Source organism: Cupriavidus gilardii (genome assembly GCF_013314895.1).
GTDB lineage: Bacteria > Pseudomonadota > Gammaproteobacteria > Burkholderiales > Burkholderiaceae > Cupriavidus > Cupriavidus gilardii_C.
This window is the reverse complement of sequence record NZ_JABTYE010000041.1, coordinates 1-21,860: the sequence shown is the minus strand read 5'-3', so window position 1 is coordinate 21,860 and position 21,860 is coordinate 1. Positions and strand designations below refer to the sequence as shown.

Genomic DNA, 21,860 nt, shown 5'->3' with positions numbered 1-21,860 from the left:
AGAAGGTGCAGAACGTGGCGGACGCCTCGTACACCGACTGGAAGCTCGGTCTGACCAAGGACCTGGGCAACGGCTTCGCGCTGGCCGTGGCCTATATCGACACCAACGCAGACCGGACCGTCTACACCAACGCCAAGGGACGCTACATGGGCCGCGGCACGGCCTGGGCCTCGCTGACGAAGACGTTCTGAGCTCGCGCGGCTATCGCCCCGGTCGGCCGCCCGCCACCGCTACTGCGCGGCCACCTGCGCGTGCACGTCGTGCGCCAGCTCGAGCAGCCGCGTCCGGTCGATGCCGCCCGATACCGCGTAGCCGAACTTGCCGTCGATCCAGTAAAACACGTTGACCGGCCCGTCCTGATACAGCCGGAACGCGGTGACGTCCGCGGCGAGGTCGCGGTGCGAGATGCACAGCGTGATGCGCTCGCCGTTGGCGTCGTGGTACATGAACTGTGCCACCGGGCCGTGGTTGCTCGGCAGCAGCCGTCCGCCCATCAGCGAGAAGCCGGTGCGCGTCAGGATCGGCGGGCGGACATCGGCGCCGAGCCGGTTCGATACCCACTTGACCAGTTCCTGCTCGCGGTCGGCGCCGACCTCGACCGGTCGGCGCACCTCGGGGGCGTAGATCACGTGCGCGATCGCCGATTGGCGTGCGAACGACTCGCCGGTATCGACCCCGGACGGCGCGCGCCGGGCAATGTCCCCGCCGAAGGTCGGCAGAGCAGGGCGCCAGTCGTCCGCGCTGACGCCGATGCCGATGCCCACCACCAGCGCCGCGGCCATGCCGCCCAGCCGCTTCCAGTCCAGCCGGCGCAGCCATGCGCCACGCCGGCCGGGGTCGCGCAGCCGCGCCGGCAGCGGTTCGTTCAGCACGCGGTCGTAGCGCGTGTGCAGCATGTGATTCAGCGCGTAGTACTGGCTGATCCGCTGGGCAAGCTGGGGGTCGTGCTCGAGCCGCTGCTCGATTTCGGCGCGCCGCGCGTCGGGCAGCATGCCGTCGACGTAGGCGTGGATCTCTTCCTCGCTGATCGCGAATGCGTCGTTGCTCATCGCACCACCCTCAGTCGGGCTTCGGGTTTGACACCGGCCATCAGGCTGCGCAGGCGCTCGCGTCCGCGCGACAGCCGCGACATCACGGTGCCGACCGGAATGCCGAGCGCCAGCGCGACCTCGGCATAGCTCATCGATTCGAGCCCGACCAGCAGCACCACCTCGCGCTGTTCGGCCGGCAGCCGCTGCAGCGCGTAATCGAGGTCGCGCACCTCCAGCGAGCCGGCGGGATTGGCGGTGCTGTGCCAGTCGGTGCCGGAGAGACCGTCGGACAGCGTGTCGTCGTCCATCGGCACATGCGTCGCGCGCATGCCGGCTCCCCGCATCTGGTTGACGAAGGCGTTATGCATGATCGTGAATAGCCAGGCCCGCAGATCGGTGCCGTCGTGGTATTGCCGCGCATGGCGCAGCGCGCGCTCGAGCGTGTCCTGCACCAGGTCGTCGGCCAGCTCGCGGTTGTGGACCAGCGCGCGCGCATAGCGGCGCAGCCGCGGCACGTGGTCGATCAGTTCTTCACGAACCCCCATCGCTGTTCCTTTGTCGGTCGGCGGACGGCGCCGGGGTTCTCCTCCGGTCCGTCCTTACAGCGTGAACACCATCGGGACGATTTTATTCCCGCCGGCACCGGCCACCGTCCGGAACTTTTTAGCCGGTCCGAGGGAATAAGCGGGCCGGGACCGCTGTTCACCTTCTGGTATGGACCTCGAGGAGTTCAGCATGCCTTCCCGATTCCGATTCCGATTCCGATTCCGATGGCGCCGTCGCGATCGCGGCGCCGCGCGGGCCGCGTCCGCCATGTCGCGGGCCTTGTCACCGATCATGGGCGTGGGCGTGGGCGTGGCGCTGGCGGCGTTGCTGGCGCCGGCGGCCGCGGCCGAGCCGTGCGCCGATGCCGCCAGCCACGCCGCCTTCCTCGCAGAGAACGACCGCGCGATGGAGCGGATGATGAACGCGATGGCGATCGAGGCCAGCGGCGACGTCGACCGCGACTTCGTCCGCATGATGGTGCCGCACCACCGCGGCGCGATCGAGATGGCGATGGCCCAGCTGCGTCACGGCTGCAATCCGCAACTGCGTCGGATCGCGCAGGAAATCATCGCCACGCAGCAGCAGGAGATCGCGGCGATGCATCTGGCGATCGGGCTGCCGCCGGATGCCGCCCCCGCGCCGCCCTCAAACAGTCCCGTCCATCGCGAAGGCGCCGCCGCGGCGCCGGCCGCGGCTCACCATTCGCACAAGGAGCCACGATGAAGCCGACCCTGACCGCAGTCTTCGCTGCGCTGACGACGGCATTGGCGGTGGCCTTGCCCGTCGCGACGCAGGCCGGCCAGCCGCCGCGCGCGGCCGGCGATCCCGATCGGCCGATCAGTCATCGCGACCGCATCTACGCCGCCGAGCAGTTCTCCAACACGGTGTCCGTCACCAATCCCGCCTCCAACGAGGTGCTTGGCATGATCCGGCTCGGCGAGCCGACGCCGGCCAATTTCAGCCCCTTGTACAAGGGGCAGCTGCTGGTGCACGGGCTCGGCTTCTCGCCCGACGGCCGCACGCTGGCGGTGGTGTCGATCGGCTCGAACTCGGTGTCCTTCATCGACACGCAGACCAATGCGGTCCGGCACGTGACCTATCTCGGCCGCTCGCCGCACGAGGCGTTCTACACGCCGGACGGCAAGGAGGTCTGGGTTACCGTGCGCGGCGAGGACTATGTCGCCGTGATCGACGCGGCGACTTACCGCGAGACAACCCGAATCGCCGTGCCGGCCGGCCCGGGCATGCAGATCTTCTCGCCGGACGGCAAGTACGGCTACGTCTGCTCGTCGTTTCAGCCGCGCACCAGCGTGATCTCGGTGGCCGAGCACAAGGTGATCGCCACCATCGAACAGGCCAGCGCCTTCTGCCCGAATATTGCCGCGACGCCCGACGGCAGGCAGGTCTGGTTCACGCTGAAGGACATCGGCAAGGTACAGGTCTTCGATGCGCGGCCGCCGTTCGGGCCGATCCGCACCATCGATACCGGGCCGATCACCAACCACGTCAATTTCGTCCGCAACCGCAACGGACAGTTTGCCTACGTGACGGTCGGCGGCACCAACGAGGTCAAGGTGTTCCGCACCGACGATTTCTCGCCGGTGGCGACCATTCCGGTAGGCAAGCTGCCGCACGGCCTGTGGCCGTCCGCCGACGGCAGCCGCATCTATGTCGGGCTGGAAAACGAGGACGCGCTGGCGGCGATCGACACGCTGAGCCAGCGCGTGGTCGCGACGATTCCGGTGGGGCAGGCACCGCAGGCCGTGGTCTACGTGCCCGATGCGGTCACGCAGGGAGACGGACGCCAGAACCTGCAGCCGGCCAGCGCGATCGCCAGGGCCACGCAGCTGTCCATGGTCCCGGTCGGCGCGGGAAAGCGCGACCCGGCGCAACAAGTGCCGACCAGCGTCGCGCTGTTCGATCAAGGGCTGGTGCAGGTGCTGCAGGCTTCGGTCACCGGCCTGCAGCCGAAGCAGGCCTATGTGCTCGGGCTGGCCGAGCGGGCGGACGGCGGCGGCCGCATCGAGCCGCTGGCGCGCTTCATGGCCAATCCGGCCGGATCCGCGATCGTCAATACGGTCGGGCCGATCCGGCAGGTGGTCGCCGGCGGCGGCGAACGCCACGAGGCGCGGCGCTTTCTGGTGATCGCCCCGGTGACCGGCGCCGGCATCGGCGCGCCGGTGCAGCGGCAGGAGCCGTAGTTGCCGTGGCCGCCGTAGTTGCCGTAGCCGTCCGCGGACCGGGACGCCTCGCCTACGGCATGTCGGCGAAGCACTCGGCCAGCCAGTCGGCCACGGCGCGAAAGCGCGGCTGGCGCCGGTATTCGGACGGATAGGCCAGCCAGACTTCGCGCCGCACCTCGGGACAATCCTGCAGCAGATGCAGCGACGGCTGCGTCTGCGCGGCGAAGTGAGGCAGCAGCGCGGCACCAGTGCCTGCCGCGGCGGCCATGAGCAGGGTATCGGCGCTGTTGCTGGACAGCACGATGGCGTCGCGCGCGATCTGCTTGTCGACCCAGCGGATCTCGGGCAGCGTCACGCCCGGCGCCAGCGACAACGCCAGCTGGCAGAACGGCAGCGCGGCCAGGCCCTCGTCTGCGTAGCGCCGCTGCATGCTGGCATTGCCGTAGACGCCGTAATGCATCGTGCCGATGCGGCGCGCCACCACCTGTTCCTCGACCGGGCGATTGAGACGGATGGCCAGATGCGCCTCGCGGCGGGCGAGGCTGGCGCGCCGCGCCTCGACGATCAGCTCCACCGTCAGGCCGGGATGCCGGTCGCGCAGTGCCGGCAGCCGTTCGGCAATGAACAGCGTGGCCACGCCTTCGGTGGCGGTCAGCTTGACCGTGCCCGACACGCTGCCGGGGCTGACGCGGCGCGCCTCGAGCTCGCGGCCGATGCGCGCGGCGTGCCGCTCCATCTGCTCGGCGGCGGCCAGCGCGATGCGCCCGGCCGGCGACAGTTCGATGCGGCCCTGCATCGATTCGGCCACCGGTGCGCCCAGCGCCGTTTCCAGCCGCCGCAGCCGGCGGATCACGGTGGCATGGGTCAGCCCGAGTTCGCGCGCGCAGGCGGCGTAGCTGCCCGAACGGGCCAGCACGGCCAGCGTCAGCAGATCGTCCCAATGAGGGGTGGCGGCTGTTCTTTTTTGCACAGTGACTCGTCGGAATTTGGCATGGTGGATCGGCAAGCCGAACCCTATCATGGCGGCATCGCACGATGTCGTGCATTCGATGAGGGAGAGACCCCATGCCGCAAGCCAAGACCCTGATGGATTTCGCCGGCGCGACGCGCCAGCCGGCCGACTGGCAGCAAGCCAGCCTGGTGCTGATCGACCATCAGCGCGAGTATGTCGACGGCAGCCTGCCGCTGTCCGGCATGGCGGAAGCCGTGGCCGAGTGCCAGCGCCTGCTGGCCGCGGCCCGCAAGGCCGGCGCACCGGTCGTGCACATCCAGCACCACGGCCAGCCGGGCGGCGCGATCTTCGATCCGCAGGGACCCTATGCCGAACTGATCGCCGACCTTGCGCCGGCGCAAGGCGAGTCCGTGATCGTCAAGCATCTGCCGAACGCCTTCGCTGGCACGGCGCTCGCCGATACGCTGGCCCAGACCGGCCGCAAGCAGCTGGTGATCGCCGGCTTCATGACCCATATGTGCGTCAGCGCGACGGCGCGCGCCGCGCTCGATCTGGGCTTTACCACCACGGTGGTGGCGTCCGCCTGCGCGACGCGCGATCTGCCCGACCCGGTCAACGGCGAGGTGGTGCCCGCCGCGGTCGTGCATCGCACCGCGCTGACGGAGCTGAACGACCTGGTGGCGCTGGTGGTGCCGGATGCGGGAGCGTTGGGGGCGTAAGCCGCCCTGTAATCGGCTGCCGCTCGCAGGTCGTGGCGGCTGCGCGTGTGTTCTCCCTCTCCCCCTCAGGGGGAGAGGGCCGGGGAGAGGGTGTGGTTTGAGCCGCTGTCGAGTTGCCAGCGCCGGTTGCCCTCTCCCCCGCCCCTCTCCCGCAAGCGGGAGAGGGGAGAACACCCTCGGCCTGTGTCAGGTGCAAGTGCGATAGTGCTTGCCGCCCGCTACGCCACCGCCCCGCGCACCGCCCTCGGCCCGACCTCGTTGGCCGCGACCGCCGCGGTGCGCGCCAGCACCGGCACCAGCGCCGCCCCGGTATGGCTGCCCGGCGTGCGCGCCAGCACGTCCGGCGGCGCCGCCGCGACGATGGTGCCGCCGCCGTCGCCGCCTTCCGGACCGAGGTCGATGACCCAGTCGGCTTCGGCGATCACGTCGAGGTCGTGCTCGATCACCACCACGCTGTGGCCGCCGTCGACCAGACGGTGCAGCACGCGGATCAGCTTGGCCACATCGGCCATATGCAGGCCCACGGTCGGCTCGTCGAGCACGTACAGCGTATGGGGCGGCTTCTGGCCGCGGCGCGTGATGTCGTCGCGCACCTTGGCCAGTTCGGTGACCAGCTTGATCCGCTGCGCCTCGCCGCCCGACAGCGTCGGCGAGGGCTGGCCCAGCGTCAGATAGCCGAGCCCCACGTCCTTGAGCAGCTGCAGCGGATGCGCGATGTTCGACTGCGCGGCGAAGAACTCCACCGCCTCGTCGATCTCCATCGTCAGCACCTCACCGATATTGCGGCCGCGCCAGCTGACCGCCAGCGTCTCCGCATTGAAGCGCTGGCCGTGGCAGACGTCGCACAGCACCTTGACGTCCGGCAGGAAGCTCATGCCGATGGTGCGCACGCCCTGACCCTCGCAGGCCGGGCAGCGGCCGTCGCCGGTGTTGAACGAGAAGCGCGACGCGGTATAGCCGCGGGCCCGCGCTTCCAGCGTGTCGGCGAACAGCCGGCGGATCGCGTCCCAGACGCCGATATAAGTGGCCGGGCACGAACGCGGCGTCTTGCCGATCGGGGTCTGATCGACCTCGAGCACCCGGTCGATCGCCTCCCAGCCGGTGACCGCTTCGCAGCCCTGCCAGACATGCTGGACGTCGAGCTTCCTGACGCTCGTGGCTGCGCCCTTGCCGGCGCTCGCTGTCGGCTCGCTGGCCTGCGCCGACTTGCGCGCGCGACGTGTGGCCGGCGACGACAGCACGGAGCGGCCGACCGCATCGAGCAGATTGGTCATCAGCACATCGCGCGCCAGCGTGGACTTGCCCGAGCCGCTGACGCCGGTGATTGCGACCAGCCGCGACAGCGGCAGGCTGGCGGTGACGTTGCGCAGGTTGTGCAGCGTGGCGCCATGCACGGTCAGCCAGCGCTCGGGCACCGCCGTGTCGGCGGCGCCCGCCTTGCCGCGCGCCGCGGGCGCGACCGGCCGGCGCGGCTGCAGCGGATGCACGATCGGCCGGGCCAGGAACTGGCCGGTCAGCGACGACGGTTGCGCCGCCAGATCGGCGACGCCGCCCTGCGCGACCACATGGCCGCCGCGCTTGCCGGCGCCGGGGCCGATGTCGATGATGTGGTCGGCGCGGCGGATGGTGTCCTCGTCGTGCTCGACCACCACCAGCGTGTTGCCCTTGTCGCCGAGCTTGCGCAGCGCATCGAGCAGGATGCGGTTGTCGCGCGGATGCAGGCCGATGGTCGGTTCGTCCAGCACATAGCAGACGCCCTGCAGATTGCTGCCGAGCTGCGCCGCCAGCCGGATCCGCTGGGCCTCGCCGCCGGACAGGCTGGGCGCGGCGCGATCCAGGCTCAGGTAGCCGAGGCCGACTTCCTCGAGGAATTCCAGCCGGCTGCGGATTTCGCTGACCACGTCGCGCGCGATCTCGGCGTCGCGCCCGCTCAGCGTCAGCTGCTCGATCCACGCGCGCGTCTGCGACACGGTCCACTGCGCGATGTCGACGATCGAGCGGCCGGCGAAGCTGACCGCGCGCGCCGCCGAGTTCAGCCGCGTGCCGTGGCACGACGGGCAGGCCGCATGGCCGATGCCTTCGGGTTCGATCTCCTCCGACGGCAAGGTCTGTTCGCGGCCGCGATCGTCGCTGCCGATCACGCTGTCGTCATAGGCGGCGCGCTGCTCGCCCGTCAGCGCCAGGCCGGTGCCGACGCAGCTCTCGCACCAGCCGTGCTTGCTGTTGTACGAGAACATGCGCGGATCCAGTTCGGGATAGCTGGTGCCGCAGGTGGGGCAGGCGCGCTTGGTCGAGAAGACCTTGGTCTGGCCGACGCCGTCGCCGTTGTGGCCGTTGCCGAAGGCTTCCCGCAGGCCATCGAGCGGCGCCAGCAGGTGCATCACGCCCTTGCCGTGCTCTAGCGCCTGCTCCAGCAGCGCGCGCAGCGCGGCCTCGTTGTCCGGCGAGATCACCAGGTCGCCGACCGGCAGTTCGATCGTGTGTTCGCGGAAGCGGTCCAGCCGCGGCCACGGATCGACCGGCAGGAAGGCGCCGTCGACGCGCAGATGGGTATGGCCGCGCGCCTTCGCCCATTTGGCGAGATCGGTGTAGACGCCCTTGCGGTTGACCACCAGCGGCGCCAGCAGGCCGACATGCTGGCCGCGGTATTCGCGCAGCAGCTGCGCGACGATCGATTCGGGGCTCTGCGCGGTCACCGGCGTGCCGTCGTGCACGCAGTGCTGCAGGCCAAGCTTGACGTACAGCAGCCGCAGGAAGTGCCAGACCTCGGAGGTGGTCGCCACCGTGCTCTTGCGCCCGCCGCGCGACAGGCGCTGCTCGATCGCCACGGTCGGCGGAATGCCGAACACCGCGTCGACCTCGGGCCGGCCCGCCGGCTGCACGATCGAGCGCGCATAGGCGTTCAGCGATTCGAGATAGCGCCGCTGGCCCTCGTGGAACAGGATGTCGAAGGCCAGCGTGGATTTGCCCGAGCCGGACACGCCGGTCACGACGTTGAACTTGTTGTGCGGAATATCGACGTTCAGCGACTTCAGGTTGTGCTCGTGCGCGTTGACGATGCGCACCACGTTCTCGCCCTGGACCTCGGCCAGCGCGCGCCGCGCACGGCGTGCCGCCGGCGAGCCGTACGCCGACTGCAGCCGCAGCGCGTCGTGCTCGGCCTGCGCGTCGCTGCGCCCGATCTGGTTCTCGTACTGCAGCAGCGCCGCGCCGGTATGCGACTGCTCGCAGCGCTTGACGTCGTCCGGCGTCCCGGCGCAGACCAGCTGCCCGCCGGCGTCGCCGCCTTCGGGGCCGAGGTCGATCAGCCAGTCGGCGGCGCGGATCACGTCGAGGTTGTGCTCGATGACGATCAGCGAATGCCCGCCGTCCAGCAGCTTGCCGAAGGCGCGCATCAGCTTGGCGATGTCGTCGAAGTGCAGGCCGGTGGTCGGCTCGTCGAACATGAACAGCCGGCCCTCGCTGGCGTCCGGTGCGACGCGCTTGCGCGCGGCCTGCGCGGTTTCGGCGAGAAAGCCCGCCAGCTTCAGGCGCTGCGCCTCGCCGCCCGACAGCGTCGGCACCGGCTGGCCCAGCTTCACGTATTCGAGGCCGACATCGACGATCGGCTGCAGCACGCGCAGCACCTCGGCATCGGCGGCAAACAGCCCGACCGCCTCGCTGACCGTCAGCTCCAGCACGTCCGCGATGCCCAGCGCGCGGCCGCCGCGTTCGATCTTCACCTCGAGGATTTCCGCGCGATAGCGCGTGCCGTCGCAATCCGGGCAGCGCAGATAGACGTCGGACAGGAACTGCATCTCGACGTGCTCGAAGCCGGAGCCGCCGCAGGTCGGGCAGCGTCCGTCGCCCGAGTTGAAGCTGAACGTGCCGGCGGTATAGCCGCGCTGCTTCGCCAGCGGGGCCCTGGCGAACAGCTTGCGGATCTCGTCGAAGGCGCCGACATAGCTGGCGGGATTGGAGCGCGCGGTCTTGCCGATCGGCGACTGGTCGACGAACACCGCATCGGCGATCCGTTCGGCGCCGACCAGGGCGCGGTGCGCCCCGGGCGTTTCGGTGGCCCGGCCGAAATGGCGGGCCAGCGCGGGGTGCAGCACGTCCTGGATCAGCGTCGACTTGCCCGAGCCGGACACGCCGGTCACGCAGACCAGGCGCTGCAGCGGGATCGACACGGTGACGTCCTGCAGGTTGTGCTCGCTGGCGCCTTCGAGCACCAGCCGCGGCGTGGCCTCGTCGACGGGCCGGCGGACCCAGTCCGACGCATCGGCGACGCGGCGCTGGCCGGCGAGGTATTGGCCGGTCAGCGTGCCGGCGTGGCGGATCTCGGCCGGGGTGCCGTCGTAGACGATCTCGCCGCCGCGCTCGCCGGGGCCGGGGCCCATGTCGATCAGGCGGTCGGCGGCCAGCATCACCGAGGGATCGTGCTCGACCACCACCAGCGTATTGCCGGCATCGCGCAGCCGCCGCATCGCCTCGACGATCCGGTTCAGGTCGCGCGGATGCAGGCCGATGCTGGGCTCGTCGAGCACGAACAGCGTGTTGACCAGCGAGGTGCCGAGCGCGGTCGTCAGGTTGATCCGCTGTACCTCGCCGCCCGACAGCGTACGGCTCTGCCGGTCCAGCGTCAGGTAGCCGATGCCGACGTCGCACAGGTACTTCAGGCGCGTGCGGACCTCGGTCAGCAGCAGCTTCAGCGCGTCGTCGAGCAGCACGCTGGGCAACGTCAGCGTGTCGAAGAAACGGCGGATGCGGTCGATCGGCAGCAGCATCAGGTCGTGCACGGTCAGGCCGGGCAGGGCCTCCAGCTGTTCGCGCCGCCAGGCCACGCCGCGCGGCATCACGCGGCGGGCGGGATCGAGCACGGCATCGGCGTTCTCGCGCGAGCCCAGGCGCCACAGCATCGCCTCGGTCTTGAGGCGGGCGCCGCCGCAGGTTTCGCACAGCGTGTAGCTGCGGTACTTGGACAGCAGCACGCGGATATGCATCTTGTAGGCCTTCGACTCCAGATAGTCGAAGAAGCGGCGCACGCCGTACCACTGGCTGTTCCACTTGCCGTTCCAGGCGGGGTCGCCGTCGACGACCCAGTCGCGCTGGTCCTGCGTCAGCTCGGCCCACGGCGTGTCGCGCGGAATGCCGGCGCGCGCCGCGTAGCGCATCAGGTCGTCCTGGCACTCCTTCCATGCCGGCGTCTGCATCGGCTTGATCGCGCCCTCGCGCAGCGTCTTGCGCCCGTCGGGAATCACCAGGCCGAGATCGACGCCGATCACGCGGCCGAAGCCGCGGCAGGCCTCGCAGGCGCCATAGGCCGAATTGAACGAAAACAGCGCCGGCTGCGGATCGGCGTAGCGCAGGTCGCTCTCGGGGCAATGCAGGCCGGTGGAGAAGCGCCAGATGGTCGCCTCGGCGTCGGCCGCTTCCGCGGAGGCGGCGTCGCCCTCGGGCAGCACGTAGATATTGACCCGGCCGGCGCCGCGCTTGAGCGACGACTCGATCGCCTCGACCACGCGGGCCTTGTCGGCGCGCTGCAGGCGGAAGCGGTCGGCCACCACGTCGAGCATCTTGCGCGGGCCGGTCGGCGAGTTCACCACACGCTGCGCCTGCACGCGCGTATAGCCGCTGACGGACAGCCACTGCGCGATCTCGTCCTCGGTGGCCGATTCGGGCAGCTCGACCGGGAAGGTCACCGCCAGGCGCGGATCGTCGGCGCGGGTGCGTTCGAGCAGCTCGGCGTAGATGGTCTCGGGGGTGTCGTGGCGGACCGGCAGCGCGGTCTCGCGATCGAACAGCTGGGCGGCGCGCGCGAACAGCAGCTTCAGATGGTCGTTCAGCTCGGTCATGGTGCCGACCGTCGAGCGCGAGCTGCGTACCGGATTGGTCTGGTCGATCGCGATCGCCGGCGGCACGCCTTCGACGCGCTCGACCTGGGGCCGGTCCATGCGATCGAGGAACTGGCGGGCGTAGGCGCTGAAGGTTTCGACATAGCGCCGCTGACCTTCGGCATAGAGGGTGTCGAAGACCAGGCTCGATTTGCCCGAGCCGGACGGTCCCGTCACCACCGTCATTTCGCCGGTGCGCAGGTCCAGATCGACTTGCTTGAGATTGTGCTGACGGGCGCCGCGGATGCGGATGACGCCGGAAGACATGGGGAGGAATCCTTTCGGTGGGCGCACCGCTCCCCGAGGCGGGGGCGGTGGAAAGTCGGGCGTAAACTTTAGCAAAAGTCCCGCCGGCGCGTCCGGATGCCACGCCAACGCCGCCTGGCAGCCCGCCGATGCGCACCGGAGGTGGGGCGCCGCACCGACCGCGCTGCGACACCGGCGCGCTCCTTTGCACAGATTCCGGGTGTTTTCAATAGATTCCGCCTGCCGGGCCCCATAGGATGGCGGCGCCGGCGGTGGCTGCGACCGGTCGAGCGGCATACCCCTCGGCCGGCCGCGTTCCTCCAAGTACCCACCGCCGGCCCCACGCTGCCAGCCCGCCCCCTCGGCGCTCCGCTGGCAACCAGCGCCACCGCCTTCCGCGGCGGCCCTATCCCCAACGCCAGGAGAACAGGCATGGTGCTACCAACCAGGAGTTTCGTCGACGCCAAACCTGCCGGTGCGCCGGGCGGCGCATCCACCGTCGAAGGAGCGGCGGTCGCCGCCTTGCATGCCGCCATCGCCCGCGGCGATGTGGCCGCCATCGACACGCTTGCCGCCGCCCAGCCCGCGCTGCTGCGCCTGCCGGACCGCGACGGCAATACCGCGCTGCACCTGGCGCTGCTCTCCGGCGGCGAATGGAAGGCCGTCGAACGGCTGCTGCAGCACGGCGCCGATCCGGCGCTGACCAACGCCAACGGCGATACCGCCCTGCATCTGGCCTTCCAGTTGCGCCCGGCCGCGCCGCAATTGGTGCGCGCGCTGCTGCGCCAGCTGGAATACCAGGGCACGCATGCAGCCAGGCTCGCGCTGTCGGCCCGCAATGCCGACCGCCAGCCGCCGGTGGCGCTGGCCGCGGACCCCCTGGCCGGGGATGCGGCTCTGACCGCCACCATCGGCGAACTGGTTTCCGACTATCTCGACTGGCTGGGACGCAGCGGCACCGACGAGTTGGCCCATGCCGCCGGCAGCGGCGATGTGGCGCAACTGCAGCCCTGGCTGGCGCGCGCCGAGTCGTTGTCGCTGCCGCTGTCGCCGCGCGGACACGGGGCGCTGGCCATCGCGGCCGGACGCGGCCATCTGGCGGCGATGCGCGAGCTGATCGCTGCCGCGCAGCCGCATGGCGCCTGGTTGATCGACGTCGCTTCGTTTCCGGATGGCGAGACGCCGCTGGCGCGCGCCGCCACCTTCGGGCAGCGCGAGGCCGTGGCGCTGCTGCTGGCGCATGGCGCGGCGGTCGACGGCCGCGACGCCGCGCGCCGGACGCCGCTGATGCGGGCCGCGGTCTATGGCCATGCCGAGGTCGCCGCCACGCTGCTGGCGGCGGGCGCCGACCCGCTGGCGTGCCAGGCCGAGGGCTGGACGCCGCTCGGCTACGCGGCCGCGGCGCTGCATCCGAAGGTGATGGCGACATTGCTGGCGCATGGCGCCGCCGATGGCCTCCATCAACGCAACGCCGCGATGCGCACGCCCTTGCTGCTGGCGGCCGGCAGCGACGAGCTCGGACGCTCGCCGGGGCTGCGCATGCGCACCGTGGACCTGTTGCTGCGGGCCGGCGCCGGTGTCGACGCCGCGGATCAGCACGGCATGACGGCGCTGATGTTGTCCGCGCGGGCCGGCGATGCTGCCGTGGTCAGGCTGCTGCTCGAGGCCGGCGCCAATGCGCTGCTGCGCAATGCGAAGGGCCACACGGCCCTGACGCTGGCGCAGGCGGCGGGCCGGCGGGAAGTCGTCGCGCTGCTGGCTGAGGCGTCGCCGGCATCGGACTGAACAAAAGCCACAGAAAGAGAACCCGGGCCGGGACCCGCACATGCCCGCCCAGCCGACCGATCATCGCGATGCCGTCGTTGCCGGGCCGCCGGCCCGGTCCTGCCGCGTATCGGCGGCCTCGGCCCCGGCCTGGACCTCGCCTTGCCACCAGCCGCCGCCGAGCGCCTGCAGCAGGGCGGCCGAATCGGCCAGACGATCGGCACTGGCCCGCGTCAGCGCCAGCGTGGTCTCGCGATGCTGGCGTTGCGCATCGAGCAGCGCCAACTGGCTGACGCCGCCGAGCCGGTATTGCTCGGCGACGATGGCCAGCGTGGCGGCGGCGCGTTGGGCCGCTTCGGCCCGCGCCCTCAGCGTCGCGGCATCGCTATGCACCGCCTGCAGCGCATCGGCGACTTCGCGCAGGCCCTGAAGCACCGTCTGCCGATGCGCCGCCAGCGCCTGGCGATAGGCCGCTTCCGCGGCGCGTTGCCGGGCCCGCAGCGCGCCGCCGCGAAAGACCGGCTGCACCAGCCCCGCAGCGACATTCCACACATTGAGGTGATCGAACAGATCGCCGCCGGTGCGCGATTGCGTGCCGGCGCTGGCCGACAGCGTCAGGCTCGGATACAGGTTGGCGGTGGCGACGCCGATATTGGCGCTGGCCCGATGCAGCAGCGCCTCGGCGGCGCGGATATCCGGCCGCCGGCGCGCCAGCTTCGATGGCAGGCTGACCGGCAAGGTGTCGGGCAGTCTCAGTTCGGTGAGGCGGAACACCGGCACGGCGGTGGCCGGCGCAGTCGGTGCCGCCGGTCCCGAAGCGCTCTGCTGCTCCGGCTCGGCTGCCGCTTCGGCTGCCGCTTCGGGCGGCAATCCCAGATAGATCGCCAGCTGATGGCGCGTCGCCGCCAACTGCCGCGACAGGCCCGGCAGCAGCGCCTCGGTCTGCGCCAGTTCGCCGCGTTGCCGCTCTGCCTCGACCTCGGCGGTGCCGCCGAGCGCGACGCCTTGCTCGACGATCGCCAGCTGCCGCCGCTGCGCGTCGATCAGCGCCTCGGTGTCTTCGATCTGCGCGCGCAGGCTGGCCTCGCGAATTGCCGCCGTGGCGACATTGGCGGCCAGCGACAGCCGCGCGGCCTCGAGCTCGTAGCGCTGGAAGTCGACCGCCGCGCGCAGCCCCTCCAGTTCCCGCCGCTGCGCGCCGAACAGGTCCAGCACATAGGAGACCCGCACCGACGCGCCGTACAGCGTGAAGGGCGGAGGACTGGGGAAGGCCGTGATGCCCATCGATTCGATATTGACCTGCTGACGGGCCGCGTCGAGCCGTGCGTCGATGGCGGGCCACTGGGCGATGCCGGCGGCCGCGGCATAGTCGTGCCGGGCGCGCTCCAGACTGGCCTGTGCCTCGGCCAGCATCGGGCTGTTGGCCAATGCGGTGCGGATCGCGGAGTCGAGCGCGGCGCTGCCGAACAGCGACCACCACTGGGCCGGCACGTCGGCGCCATCGACAAGGTGCTGCGCCTGGCCGTGCCGCATCGACACGGACGTCGGCGCGGAAGTCGTCGCCGAAGGCAAGGGCGCAGCTCCATAGCGGGCGCTGTCGGGCGCGGGCGGCGCGACGAAATCCGGGCCGACGGCGCAGCCGGCCAGCAGCGCGGCGGCGCCCGCCAGTGGCGCCAGCCGTCTGCATCGGAACGCGGGCAGGGTCATCACGATCTCCTTGCAGGCATCGACGTTCGGCGAGCGCATCGGTCGGCCGTCAATCGAGCGTACGACGATAGAACCGCACCGCGATCGCCATCACCACCGCGGTGAACAGCAGCAGCGGCCAGACATTGGGCCAGAGCTCCGCCCAGCCGCTGCCCTTGAGCAGGATGCCGCGGATCATCCGGTGGAAGTACGTCATCGGCAGCAGGTTGCCGATCGCCTGCGCCCAGCCCGGCATGCCCTGGAAGGGGAACATGAAGCCCGACAGCAGGATGCCGGGCAGGAAGTAGAAGAAGGTCAGCTGCATCGCCTGCAGCTGGTTCTGCGCCAGCGACGACAGCGTGATGCCGACCGTCAGATTGGCGGCGATGAACAGCAGCGCGGCCAGATAGACCGCGATCACCGAGCCGACGAAGGGCACGCCGAACACCCAGCGTGCCGCCAGCAGGATGATGGTGCTCTGGATCAGCCCGATGAAGACATAGGGCACGATCTTGCCGCTCATCACCTCGAGCGGACGCACCGGCGTGGCCAGCAGATTTTCCATCGTGCCGCGCTCGCGTTCGCGCGTCATCGCCAGGCCCGTCATCATCACCATCGTCATCGACAGGATCACGCCCATCAGGCCCGGCACGATGTTGTAGGCGGTCAGCCCTTCGGGGTTGTAGAGCCGATGCACCTGCACGTCGAAGGCCGGCTTGCCGCTCGCCAGCGGCGCCAGCGAGCCCTTCAGGTCCTTGTCGGCCACCGCGAGCGGCATCTGCCCCAGCGCCGCCAGCGCGGCGCCCGTTGCCGACGGATCGGTGGCGTCGGCCTCGACCAGCACGGCCGGGCGTTCGCCGCGCAGCAGCCGGCGCGTGAAGTCGGGCGGGATGCTGACGACGAACTGCAGCTCGCCGCGCATCAGCGCCTCGCGCCCCGCGGCCTCGTCGGGCAACGTGCCGACCACGCGGAAATAGCGCGAGGCCTGCATGCTGGCGATCAGCGAGCGGGTGAACTCGCTGTGGTCGGCGGCGATCACCGCGGTGGGCAGCTGGCGCGGATCGGTATTGATGGCGAAGCCGAACAGCAGCAGCTGCAGCACCGGCAGCCCGACGATCATGCCGAAGGTCACGCGGTCGCGGCGCAGCTGCAGGAATTCCTTCAGCACGATGCTCCACCAGCGCCGCAGCGAGAAGCCGAGGCGCTCTTCGCCGGCGCGCGGCTCGCCCTTCATGGCCTGCCGCTCCTGCCGACTGTCGCGCTATCGGTGGAATGGGCCGCGTTGGCATCGGCGCGCATGTTGTCGTCCGCGCGATTCATCATGTGGATGAACACGTCTTCCAGGCTGGTGTCGACCGGCGCCATGCGATGACGGCCATGGTCGGACAGCCGCCGCAGCGTCGCTTCGAGCGCGGCGGCATCGCGCCCTGTCACGTGCAGCGCGTTGCCGAACACCACGGTCTGCTCGACCGCGGCTTCGTCGGCCAGCTGGCGCGACAGCGCGTTGAGGTCGCCGCCTTCAACCGACCAGGTCGACAGCGCCTGCGCTGCCACCACCTGCTCCGCGGTGCCCTGCGCCAGCAGCTTGCCGTAGGCGATATAGGCCAGCTTGTGGCAGCGCTCGGCCTCGTCCATGTAGTGCGTGCTGACCAGCACCGAGATGCCGCGGGCGGCGAGCCGATGCAGTTGCTCCCAGAAATCGCGCCGCGCCTTCGGATCGACGCCGGCGGTCGGCTCGTCGAGCAGCAGCAGCTCGGGTTCGTGCAGCAGGCAGGCCGCCAGCGCCAGCCGCTGCTTCCAGCCGCCCGACAGTGCACCGGCCAGCTGCCGCGCGCGGCTGGCCAGGCCGAGCCCTTCGAGGGCGCGCTCGACCGCGGCCTTGCGGTCGGACACGCCGTAGACGCGCGCGACGAAGTCGAGGTTCTCGCGAATCGACAGGTCTTCCCAGTACGAGAACTTCTGCGTCATATAGCCGACGCGGCGCTTGATCTGCGCGCTGTCGCGCAGGATGTCGTAGCCCAGGCAGGTGCCGCTGCCGGCGTCGGGCGTCAGCAGCCCGCACATCATGCGGATCGAGGTGGTCTTGCCGCTGCCGTTGGGACCGAGGAAGCCGAAGATTTCGCCGCGGCGCACCTGCAGCGTCAGCCCGTCGACCACCTGCTTGTCGCCGAAGCGCTTGCCGAGGTCGTGCACGTCGATCGCCAGTTCGGGGGCGCCGCGCTCGGCTGCCGAAGTGTCGGCTGGCACGGTGCCGTTCATGGGCGTGCTCCGCTTGCCGGCGCTGCTGACGCGGGTCCGGTGCCGGCGGCTGCGGCCGGCTCGACTTCCACCGGCTGGCCCGGATGCAGCCGCGCGGCGTCCGCCGGCGCCGGGCGCGCTTCGACCAGGAAGACCAGCTTGCGCCGGGTCTCGTTGCTGTAGATCACCGGCGGCGTGTATTCGGCCTGGCTCGACACATAGCGGATGGTGGCCGGAATCGCGGCGCCGCAGCCGTCGCAGGTCAGGCGCACGGTCTGGCCGGCGCGCAGCGTGCCGACCGCGGCTTCGGGCACGAAGAAGCGAATCTTGACGTTGCCCGGCGGCAGCAGCCGCACCACCGGACTGCCGGCCGGCACCCATTCGCCCAGCCGGTACAGCGTGTCGTAGACCAGGCTGCCCTGCGGCGCGGCGATGGCCTTGCGCGAGAGCCGCCAGTCGGCCTGTGCCAATGCGGCGCGCGCGGCTTCGACCTGCGCCTGCTGCGCGCCGCGGCGCGCCTCGCGTCCAGGCAGGCGTGCCACCGCCAGATCGCTGCGCAGCTCGCGCACCCGCGCGGCGTCGGCCTGCGCGGTGGCGCGGCTCTGCTCGAGCTGGGCCTGCGGGATCGCGCCGATGCGCAGCTGCGCCTCGTCGCGCGCCAGCGCGGCGGCGCTGCGCTGCGCCGCGGCCTCGGCCTGCGCCAGTTGCGCGCGGACGGCGTCGATTTCCGGGGGCCGCCGGCCGGTCTGCAGATCGGTGAGCTCGGCCTGTGCGGCTTCGAGCTGGGCGACCGCCTGTGCGCGGGCGGTCGATTCTTCGTCGGTCTCCAGCGCAAACAGCGGCGCGCCGGCGGCGACCTGCTGACCGCGCTCGACGTTCAGGCGCTCCAGCCGTCCGGCGAAGGGGGAGGCGAGGTGGACGAACTCACCTTCGACATAGCCTTGCCAGCGGGCCGGAGCCGAGTCGCCGCAGCCAGAGAGAAGCCCCGCTGCAACCAGGGCGAAGCTCGGCCCCAGGGTCCGCCGAACTGCGGCATGCCGGCGGTGCGCGCGGAGGTCGATGGGCGGGGAGTCGGCGTCGGGCATGGCGGTTCGTTCGATCGGTGGCGCTCAGCGGCGCTCGGTTGGCCGACGCCGGTGGCCGCTTGTGCCAGGGTCGCCGGCACGGATGCCGTGCGTCAGCAGCGCGCGGGCATGCGCGACCATCGCGTCGACGTCGACCGCATCGGCCCCGGGCAGGCGTCGCCAGATATGGCCGGTGGCCAGCGGCAGCAGCGCCAGGCCGATCACCGACACCATCAGCAGCGGCGGCGCCAGCGCGGGATCGATCTGGCCGCGGGTGCGTGCGGCGCTCAGTGCGGTCACCACGCCGCCGACGCGCTGCAGGCCGAAGCGCTGCATCACGCGTTCGCGCAACTGGCCCTCGCCGGTGACGATCTCGCGCACCCACAGCGCCGGGAACCACGGCGTGGCGACCGCCGCGCGAATCAGCCGTTCGGCGATGCCGGCCAGCAGCGCGGCGAGGTCCGCTGCATCCGCGGTATCGGCGGGGTCGGCATCGCGATCGTCCCCCTCCGTCGGCGCGAAGACCCGATCCACCAGCGGGCCGAGCCGCTCCTGCGCCACCGCGTCGAGCAGTCGGCCACGGTCGCCGAAGTAGTAGTGGACCAGCGCGGGAGTCACGCCGGCTCGGGCGGCAATCGCCTTGACCTGGGTCGCGGCGACACCGTGCTCGGCGAACAGCGAGACGGCGGCGTCGAGCAGCCGCTCGCGCTGATCCTCGGGGCCCAGAACCCGGCCCGGCCCGCGTGGCGCTGCACCGCTGGCGAGCTTGCCGGCTGGCGGGCTGCCATCAGGACGACCCGGACGACGGGGCGCCGGTTCCTGGACCGGGGGCGACAGGTCGGGCGCGGCAGCGGCAGAGGAGCGGGAACGATTGGCAGGCATGGTCATGGTCGCGTGCCTTGCATATTAATTGGCATATTAATTAATTGAAGGCCTGTTACAAAGAAGGCCGGCGTGGCGCTGTTGCACCCACGCCGGCCTTTCCCTGCCTCGGAACAGGCGTGCTGCTGTGCCAGACCTTACTGGCGGGCGTTGCGCCGGTTATCCGGCCACGGCGTGTTGAAGTTGGTGCGGAACGGGTTGATGTCGAGTCCGCCGCGCCGCGTATAGCGGGCGTAGACCGCCAGCTTGACCGGCTTGCACTGGCGCAGCACGTCCATGAAGATGCGCTCGACGCATTGCTCGTGGAACTCGTTGTGGTTGCGGAACGAGATCAGGTACTTGAGCAGCCCTTCCTGGTCGATCGGGGCGCCGACATAGCGGATCTGCACGCTGCCCCAGTCGGGTTGGCCGGTGACCAGGCAGTTCGACTTCAGCAGATGGGAGACCAGCGTCTCCTCGACCGGGGTTTCTTCCTGGTCGGCGCGCAGCAGCTGCGGCGCCGGCTCGTAGATATCGGTCTCGATGTCGAGCCGGTCCAGCAGCAGGCCGTCGAGCTCGGCCATCTGCTGGCGCGCGAAGTCGTGCTCCGCGGTCAGCCGCACCTGCACGGTGCCGCCGGTCGCTTCGGACAGGTCGTGGTGCAGCAGCTGCTGCAGCGCCTCGGGCGATTCCAGTTTGGTCTGGTTGAAGCTGTTCAGATACAGCTTGAACGACTTGGATTCGATGATGTTCGGCGTATCGGCCGGAATGATGAAGCTGGCCAGCGCGACCTGCGGCTTGCCCCTGGAATTGAGCCAGGACAGCTCGTAGGCATTCCAGATGTCCACGCCGAAGAACGGCACCGCGCGGCCGTCGGGCAGGCCGATCTCGGCGCGCTTGGGCGCGCGCGGGATCGGGAACAGCAGGCTGGCGTCGTACTCGGTCTTGTAGGCCGAGACTTTGCCCAGCGGCGAATGTTCGGGCAGGGTCATGAGCACTCCAATGTGCGGTTCAGCGGCGGGCGGCACAGGCAGCGACGCGGCAACAGGCACCGGCAGGCACCGTCACGCCAGGAACAGCTTGTAGACGGGATTGTCGGTTTCTTCCCAGTGTAAGTAACCGAGCGTGGCAAGGAAGTCCCGGAACGCGCGCTTTTCGTTCTTCGGTACCTGGATGCCGACCAGGATGTTGGACGTGTCCGCGCCCTGATTGCGGTAGTGGAACAGGCTGATGTTCCAGTTCGGGCTCATGCTCGACAGGAATTTCATCAGCGCGCCGGGACGCTCGGGGAATTCGAAGCGGTACAGCAGTTCGTCCTGGGCCAGCGGCGAATGCCCTCCGACCATATAGCGGATGTGCTGCTTGGCCAGTTCGTCATTGGACAGGTCCAGCGTGGCAAAGCCATGGCGGCGAAAGCCCGCGGCCAGCCTGTCGCTCTCGACGCGGCTGCCGATCTGCACGCCGACGAAGATATGCGCGAGCTGGTTGTCGGCGATCCGGTAGTTGAACTCGGTCACGTTGCGCGTGCCCAGCTGTTCGCAGAAGCGGCGGAAGCTGCCGCGCTCCTCCGGGATCGTCACGGCGAACACCGCCTCGCGCGCCTCGCCGACCTCGGCCCGCTCGGCGACGAAGCGCAGGCGGTCGAAGTTCATGTTGGCGCCAGAGGCGATCGCCACCAGATTCTTGCCCTTGAGCTTCTCGCGCTCGGCATACGCCTTCAGGCCGGCCACGGCCAGCGCGCCCGACGGCTCGAGGATGCTGCGGGTGTCCTGGAACACGTCCTTGACGCCGGCGCACAGCGCGTCGGTATCGACCAGCACGATCTCGTCGACCAGCTCGCGCGCGATGCGGAAGGTTTCCTTGCCGGCCAGCTTGACCGCGGTGCCGTCCGAGAACAGGCCCACGTCCTTCAGTTCGACGCGCTTGCCGGCCTCGATCGATCGCTTCATCGCGTCCGAGTCCACGGTCTGCACGCCGATCACCTTGATTTCCGGCCGCACCGCCTTGATGTAAGACGCCACCCCTGCGATCAGCCCGCCGCCGCCGATGGCGACGAACACCGCGTGGATCGGGCCCGGGTGCTGGCGCAGGATTTCCATCGCGACGGTGCCCTGGCCGGCGATCACCTCGGGGTCGTCGAACGGATGGATGAAGGTCAGCTTGTGCTTGCGCTGCAGTTCGGCGGCGTGCTGGTAGGCGTCGCTGTACGACTCGCCGTGCAGCACGACCTGCACCCACTTGCCGCCGTGCTTGCGCACCGCGTCGATCTTGACCTGCGGCGTGGTCACCGGCATCGCGATGATGGCCTTGCACTCCATCCGCGCCGCGGCCAGCGCGACGCCCTGGGCGTGGTTGCCGGCCGAGGCCGCGATCACGCCGCGCTTCAGTTCGTCGGCCGTCAGCGAGGCCATCTTGTTGTAGGCGCCGCGCAGCTTGAACGAGAACACCGGCTGGGTGTCCTCGCGCTTGAACCAGACCCCGTTGCCAATTCGCGCCGACAGTTCGTGGGCGTAGGTCAGCTCGGTCTCCTGCGCCACGTCGTACACCTTGGCGGTCAGGATCTTCTTCAGATAGTCGGGTTTGCTGGCGGTCTTGCGGGTCATGTCGACGGCCGGCGCGGGGGCCGGATTGGATGGACGGAGAAGGCGGAGGGCCGGCGCCGGCCGTCGCCATGACCCGCAAGACCGCCAGCAAACC

The 21,860-nt window shown here is 70.3% G+C and carries 16 protein-coding genes; 5 read left to right on the top strand and 11 right to left on the bottom strand.

Going from position 1 to position 21,860, the window contains the following annotated elements:
• Positions 1–191: TorF family putative porin (locus HTY53_RS23970; protein ID WP_368041067.1), on the top strand; the 191-nt coding region annotated here is incomplete at its 5' end.
• Between the two features lie 39 nt (positions 192–230).
• On the opposite strand, the gene HTY53_RS23965 is transcribed toward HTY53_RS23970, so the two are convergent.
• Positions 231–1,049 carry an anti-sigma factor family protein gene (locus tag HTY53_RS23965; protein ID WP_174109093.1) on the bottom strand — a complete coding sequence of 273 codons (819 nt, stop codon included), beginning with the start codon at positions 1,047–1,049 and terminating at the stop codon, positions 231–233.
• A complete protein-coding gene (locus tag HTY53_RS23960; protein ID WP_174109092.1) occupies positions 1,046–1,576 on the bottom strand; it encodes an RNA polymerase sigma factor in 531 nt (176 codons plus the stop codon). Before HTY53_RS23960 ends, HTY53_RS23965 begins: the two co-directional genes overlap by 4 nt.
• A gap of 268 nt (positions 1,577–1,844) precedes the next feature.
• Here HTY53_RS23960 and HTY53_RS23955 point away from each other — a divergent pair, with 268 nt between their 5' ends.
• Complete coding sequence (locus HTY53_RS23955) at positions 1,845–2,300, top strand: DUF305 domain-containing protein (protein ID WP_174109091.1); 456 nt, start codon at positions 1,845–1,847, stop codon at positions 2,298–2,300.
• On the top strand, positions 2,297–3,778 hold the full coding sequence (locus HTY53_RS23950; RefSeq protein ID WP_174109090.1) for a YncE family protein: 1,482 nt from the start codon (positions 2,297–2,299) through the stop codon (positions 3,776–3,778). Before HTY53_RS23955 ends, HTY53_RS23950 begins: the two co-directional genes overlap by 4 nt.
• 52 nt (positions 3,779–3,830) lie before the next feature.
• Here HTY53_RS23950 and HTY53_RS23945 read toward each other — a convergent pair whose 3' ends face one another.
• The gene (locus HTY53_RS23945) at positions 3,831–4,730 is read right to left on the bottom strand and encodes a LysR family transcriptional regulator (protein ID WP_174109089.1); all 900 of its coding nucleotides are present in this window, start codon (positions 4,728–4,730) and stop codon (positions 3,831–3,833) included.
• Positions 4,731–4,825: 95 nt separating this feature from the next.
• Here HTY53_RS23945 and HTY53_RS23940 point away from each other — a divergent pair, with 95 nt between their 5' ends.
• Positions 4,826–5,431 (top strand): cysteine hydrolase family protein, encoded by a 606-nt coding sequence (locus tag HTY53_RS23940; RefSeq protein ID WP_174109088.1) that lies wholly within the window; start codon positions 4,826–4,828, stop codon positions 5,429–5,431.
• A gap of 218 nt (positions 5,432–5,649) precedes the next feature.
• Here the strand turns inward: HTY53_RS23940 and uvrA are convergent, their stop codons facing one another.
• Positions 5,650–11,571 (bottom strand): excinuclease ABC subunit UvrA, encoded by a 5,922-nt coding sequence (gene uvrA, locus HTY53_RS23935; RefSeq protein WP_174109087.1) that lies wholly within the window; start codon positions 11,569–11,571, stop codon positions 5,650–5,652.
• 411 nt (positions 11,572–11,982) lie between these two features.
• On the opposite strand from uvrA, the gene HTY53_RS23930 reads away from it, so the two are divergent.
• Complete coding sequence (locus tag HTY53_RS23930) at positions 11,983–13,335, top strand: ankyrin repeat domain-containing protein (protein ID WP_174109086.1); 1,353 nt, start codon at positions 11,983–11,985, stop codon at positions 13,333–13,335.
• 60 nt (positions 13,336–13,395) lie between these two features.
• On the opposite strand, the gene HTY53_RS23925 is transcribed toward HTY53_RS23930, so the two are convergent.
• From HTY53_RS23925 to ilvA, 7 genes are all read right to left on the bottom strand, one after another.
• The gene (locus HTY53_RS23925) at positions 13,396–15,021 is read right to left on the bottom strand and encodes a TolC family protein (protein WP_174109085.1); all 1,626 of its coding nucleotides are present in this window, start codon (positions 15,019–15,021) and stop codon (positions 13,396–13,398) included.
• A gap of 49 nt (positions 15,022–15,070) precedes the next feature.
• A complete protein-coding gene (locus HTY53_RS23920; RefSeq protein WP_174109084.1) occupies positions 15,071–16,234 on the bottom strand; it encodes an ABC transporter permease in 1,164 nt (387 codons plus the stop codon).
• Positions 16,231–17,259: an ABC transporter ATP-binding protein gene (locus tag HTY53_RS23915; protein ID WP_174109083.1), complete on the bottom strand. Its 1,029-nt coding sequence runs from the start codon at positions 17,257–17,259 to the stop codon at positions 16,231–16,233. Before HTY53_RS23915 ends, HTY53_RS23920 begins: the two co-directional genes overlap by 4 nt.
• Complete coding sequence (locus tag HTY53_RS23910; RefSeq protein ID WP_174109082.1) at positions 17,256–18,323, bottom strand: HlyD family secretion protein; 1,068 nt, start codon at positions 18,321–18,323, stop codon at positions 17,256–17,258. The genes HTY53_RS23915 and HTY53_RS23910 overlap by 4 nt, the downstream gene beginning before the upstream one ends.
• A gap of 24 nt (positions 18,324–18,347) precedes the next feature.
• Positions 18,348–19,184, bottom strand: coding sequence for a TetR/AcrR family transcriptional regulator (locus tag HTY53_RS23905; RefSeq protein WP_174109081.1), 837 nt, complete (start codon positions 19,182–19,184; stop codon positions 18,348–18,350).
• 137 nt (positions 19,185–19,321) lie between these two features.
• Entirely contained in the window at positions 19,322–20,155 is an 834-nt protein-coding gene (queF, locus tag HTY53_RS23900; RefSeq protein WP_174109080.1) for an NADPH-dependent 7-cyano-7-deazaguanine reductase QueF, read from the bottom strand.
• Between the two features lie 72 nt (positions 20,156–20,227).
• Positions 20,228–21,766, bottom strand: a complete 1,539-nt coding sequence (gene ilvA / locus HTY53_RS23895; RefSeq protein ID WP_174109079.1) for a threonine ammonia-lyase, biosynthetic — start codon at positions 21,764–21,766, stop codon at positions 20,228–20,230.
• Between the last annotated feature and the right edge of the window lie 94 nt (positions 21,767–21,860).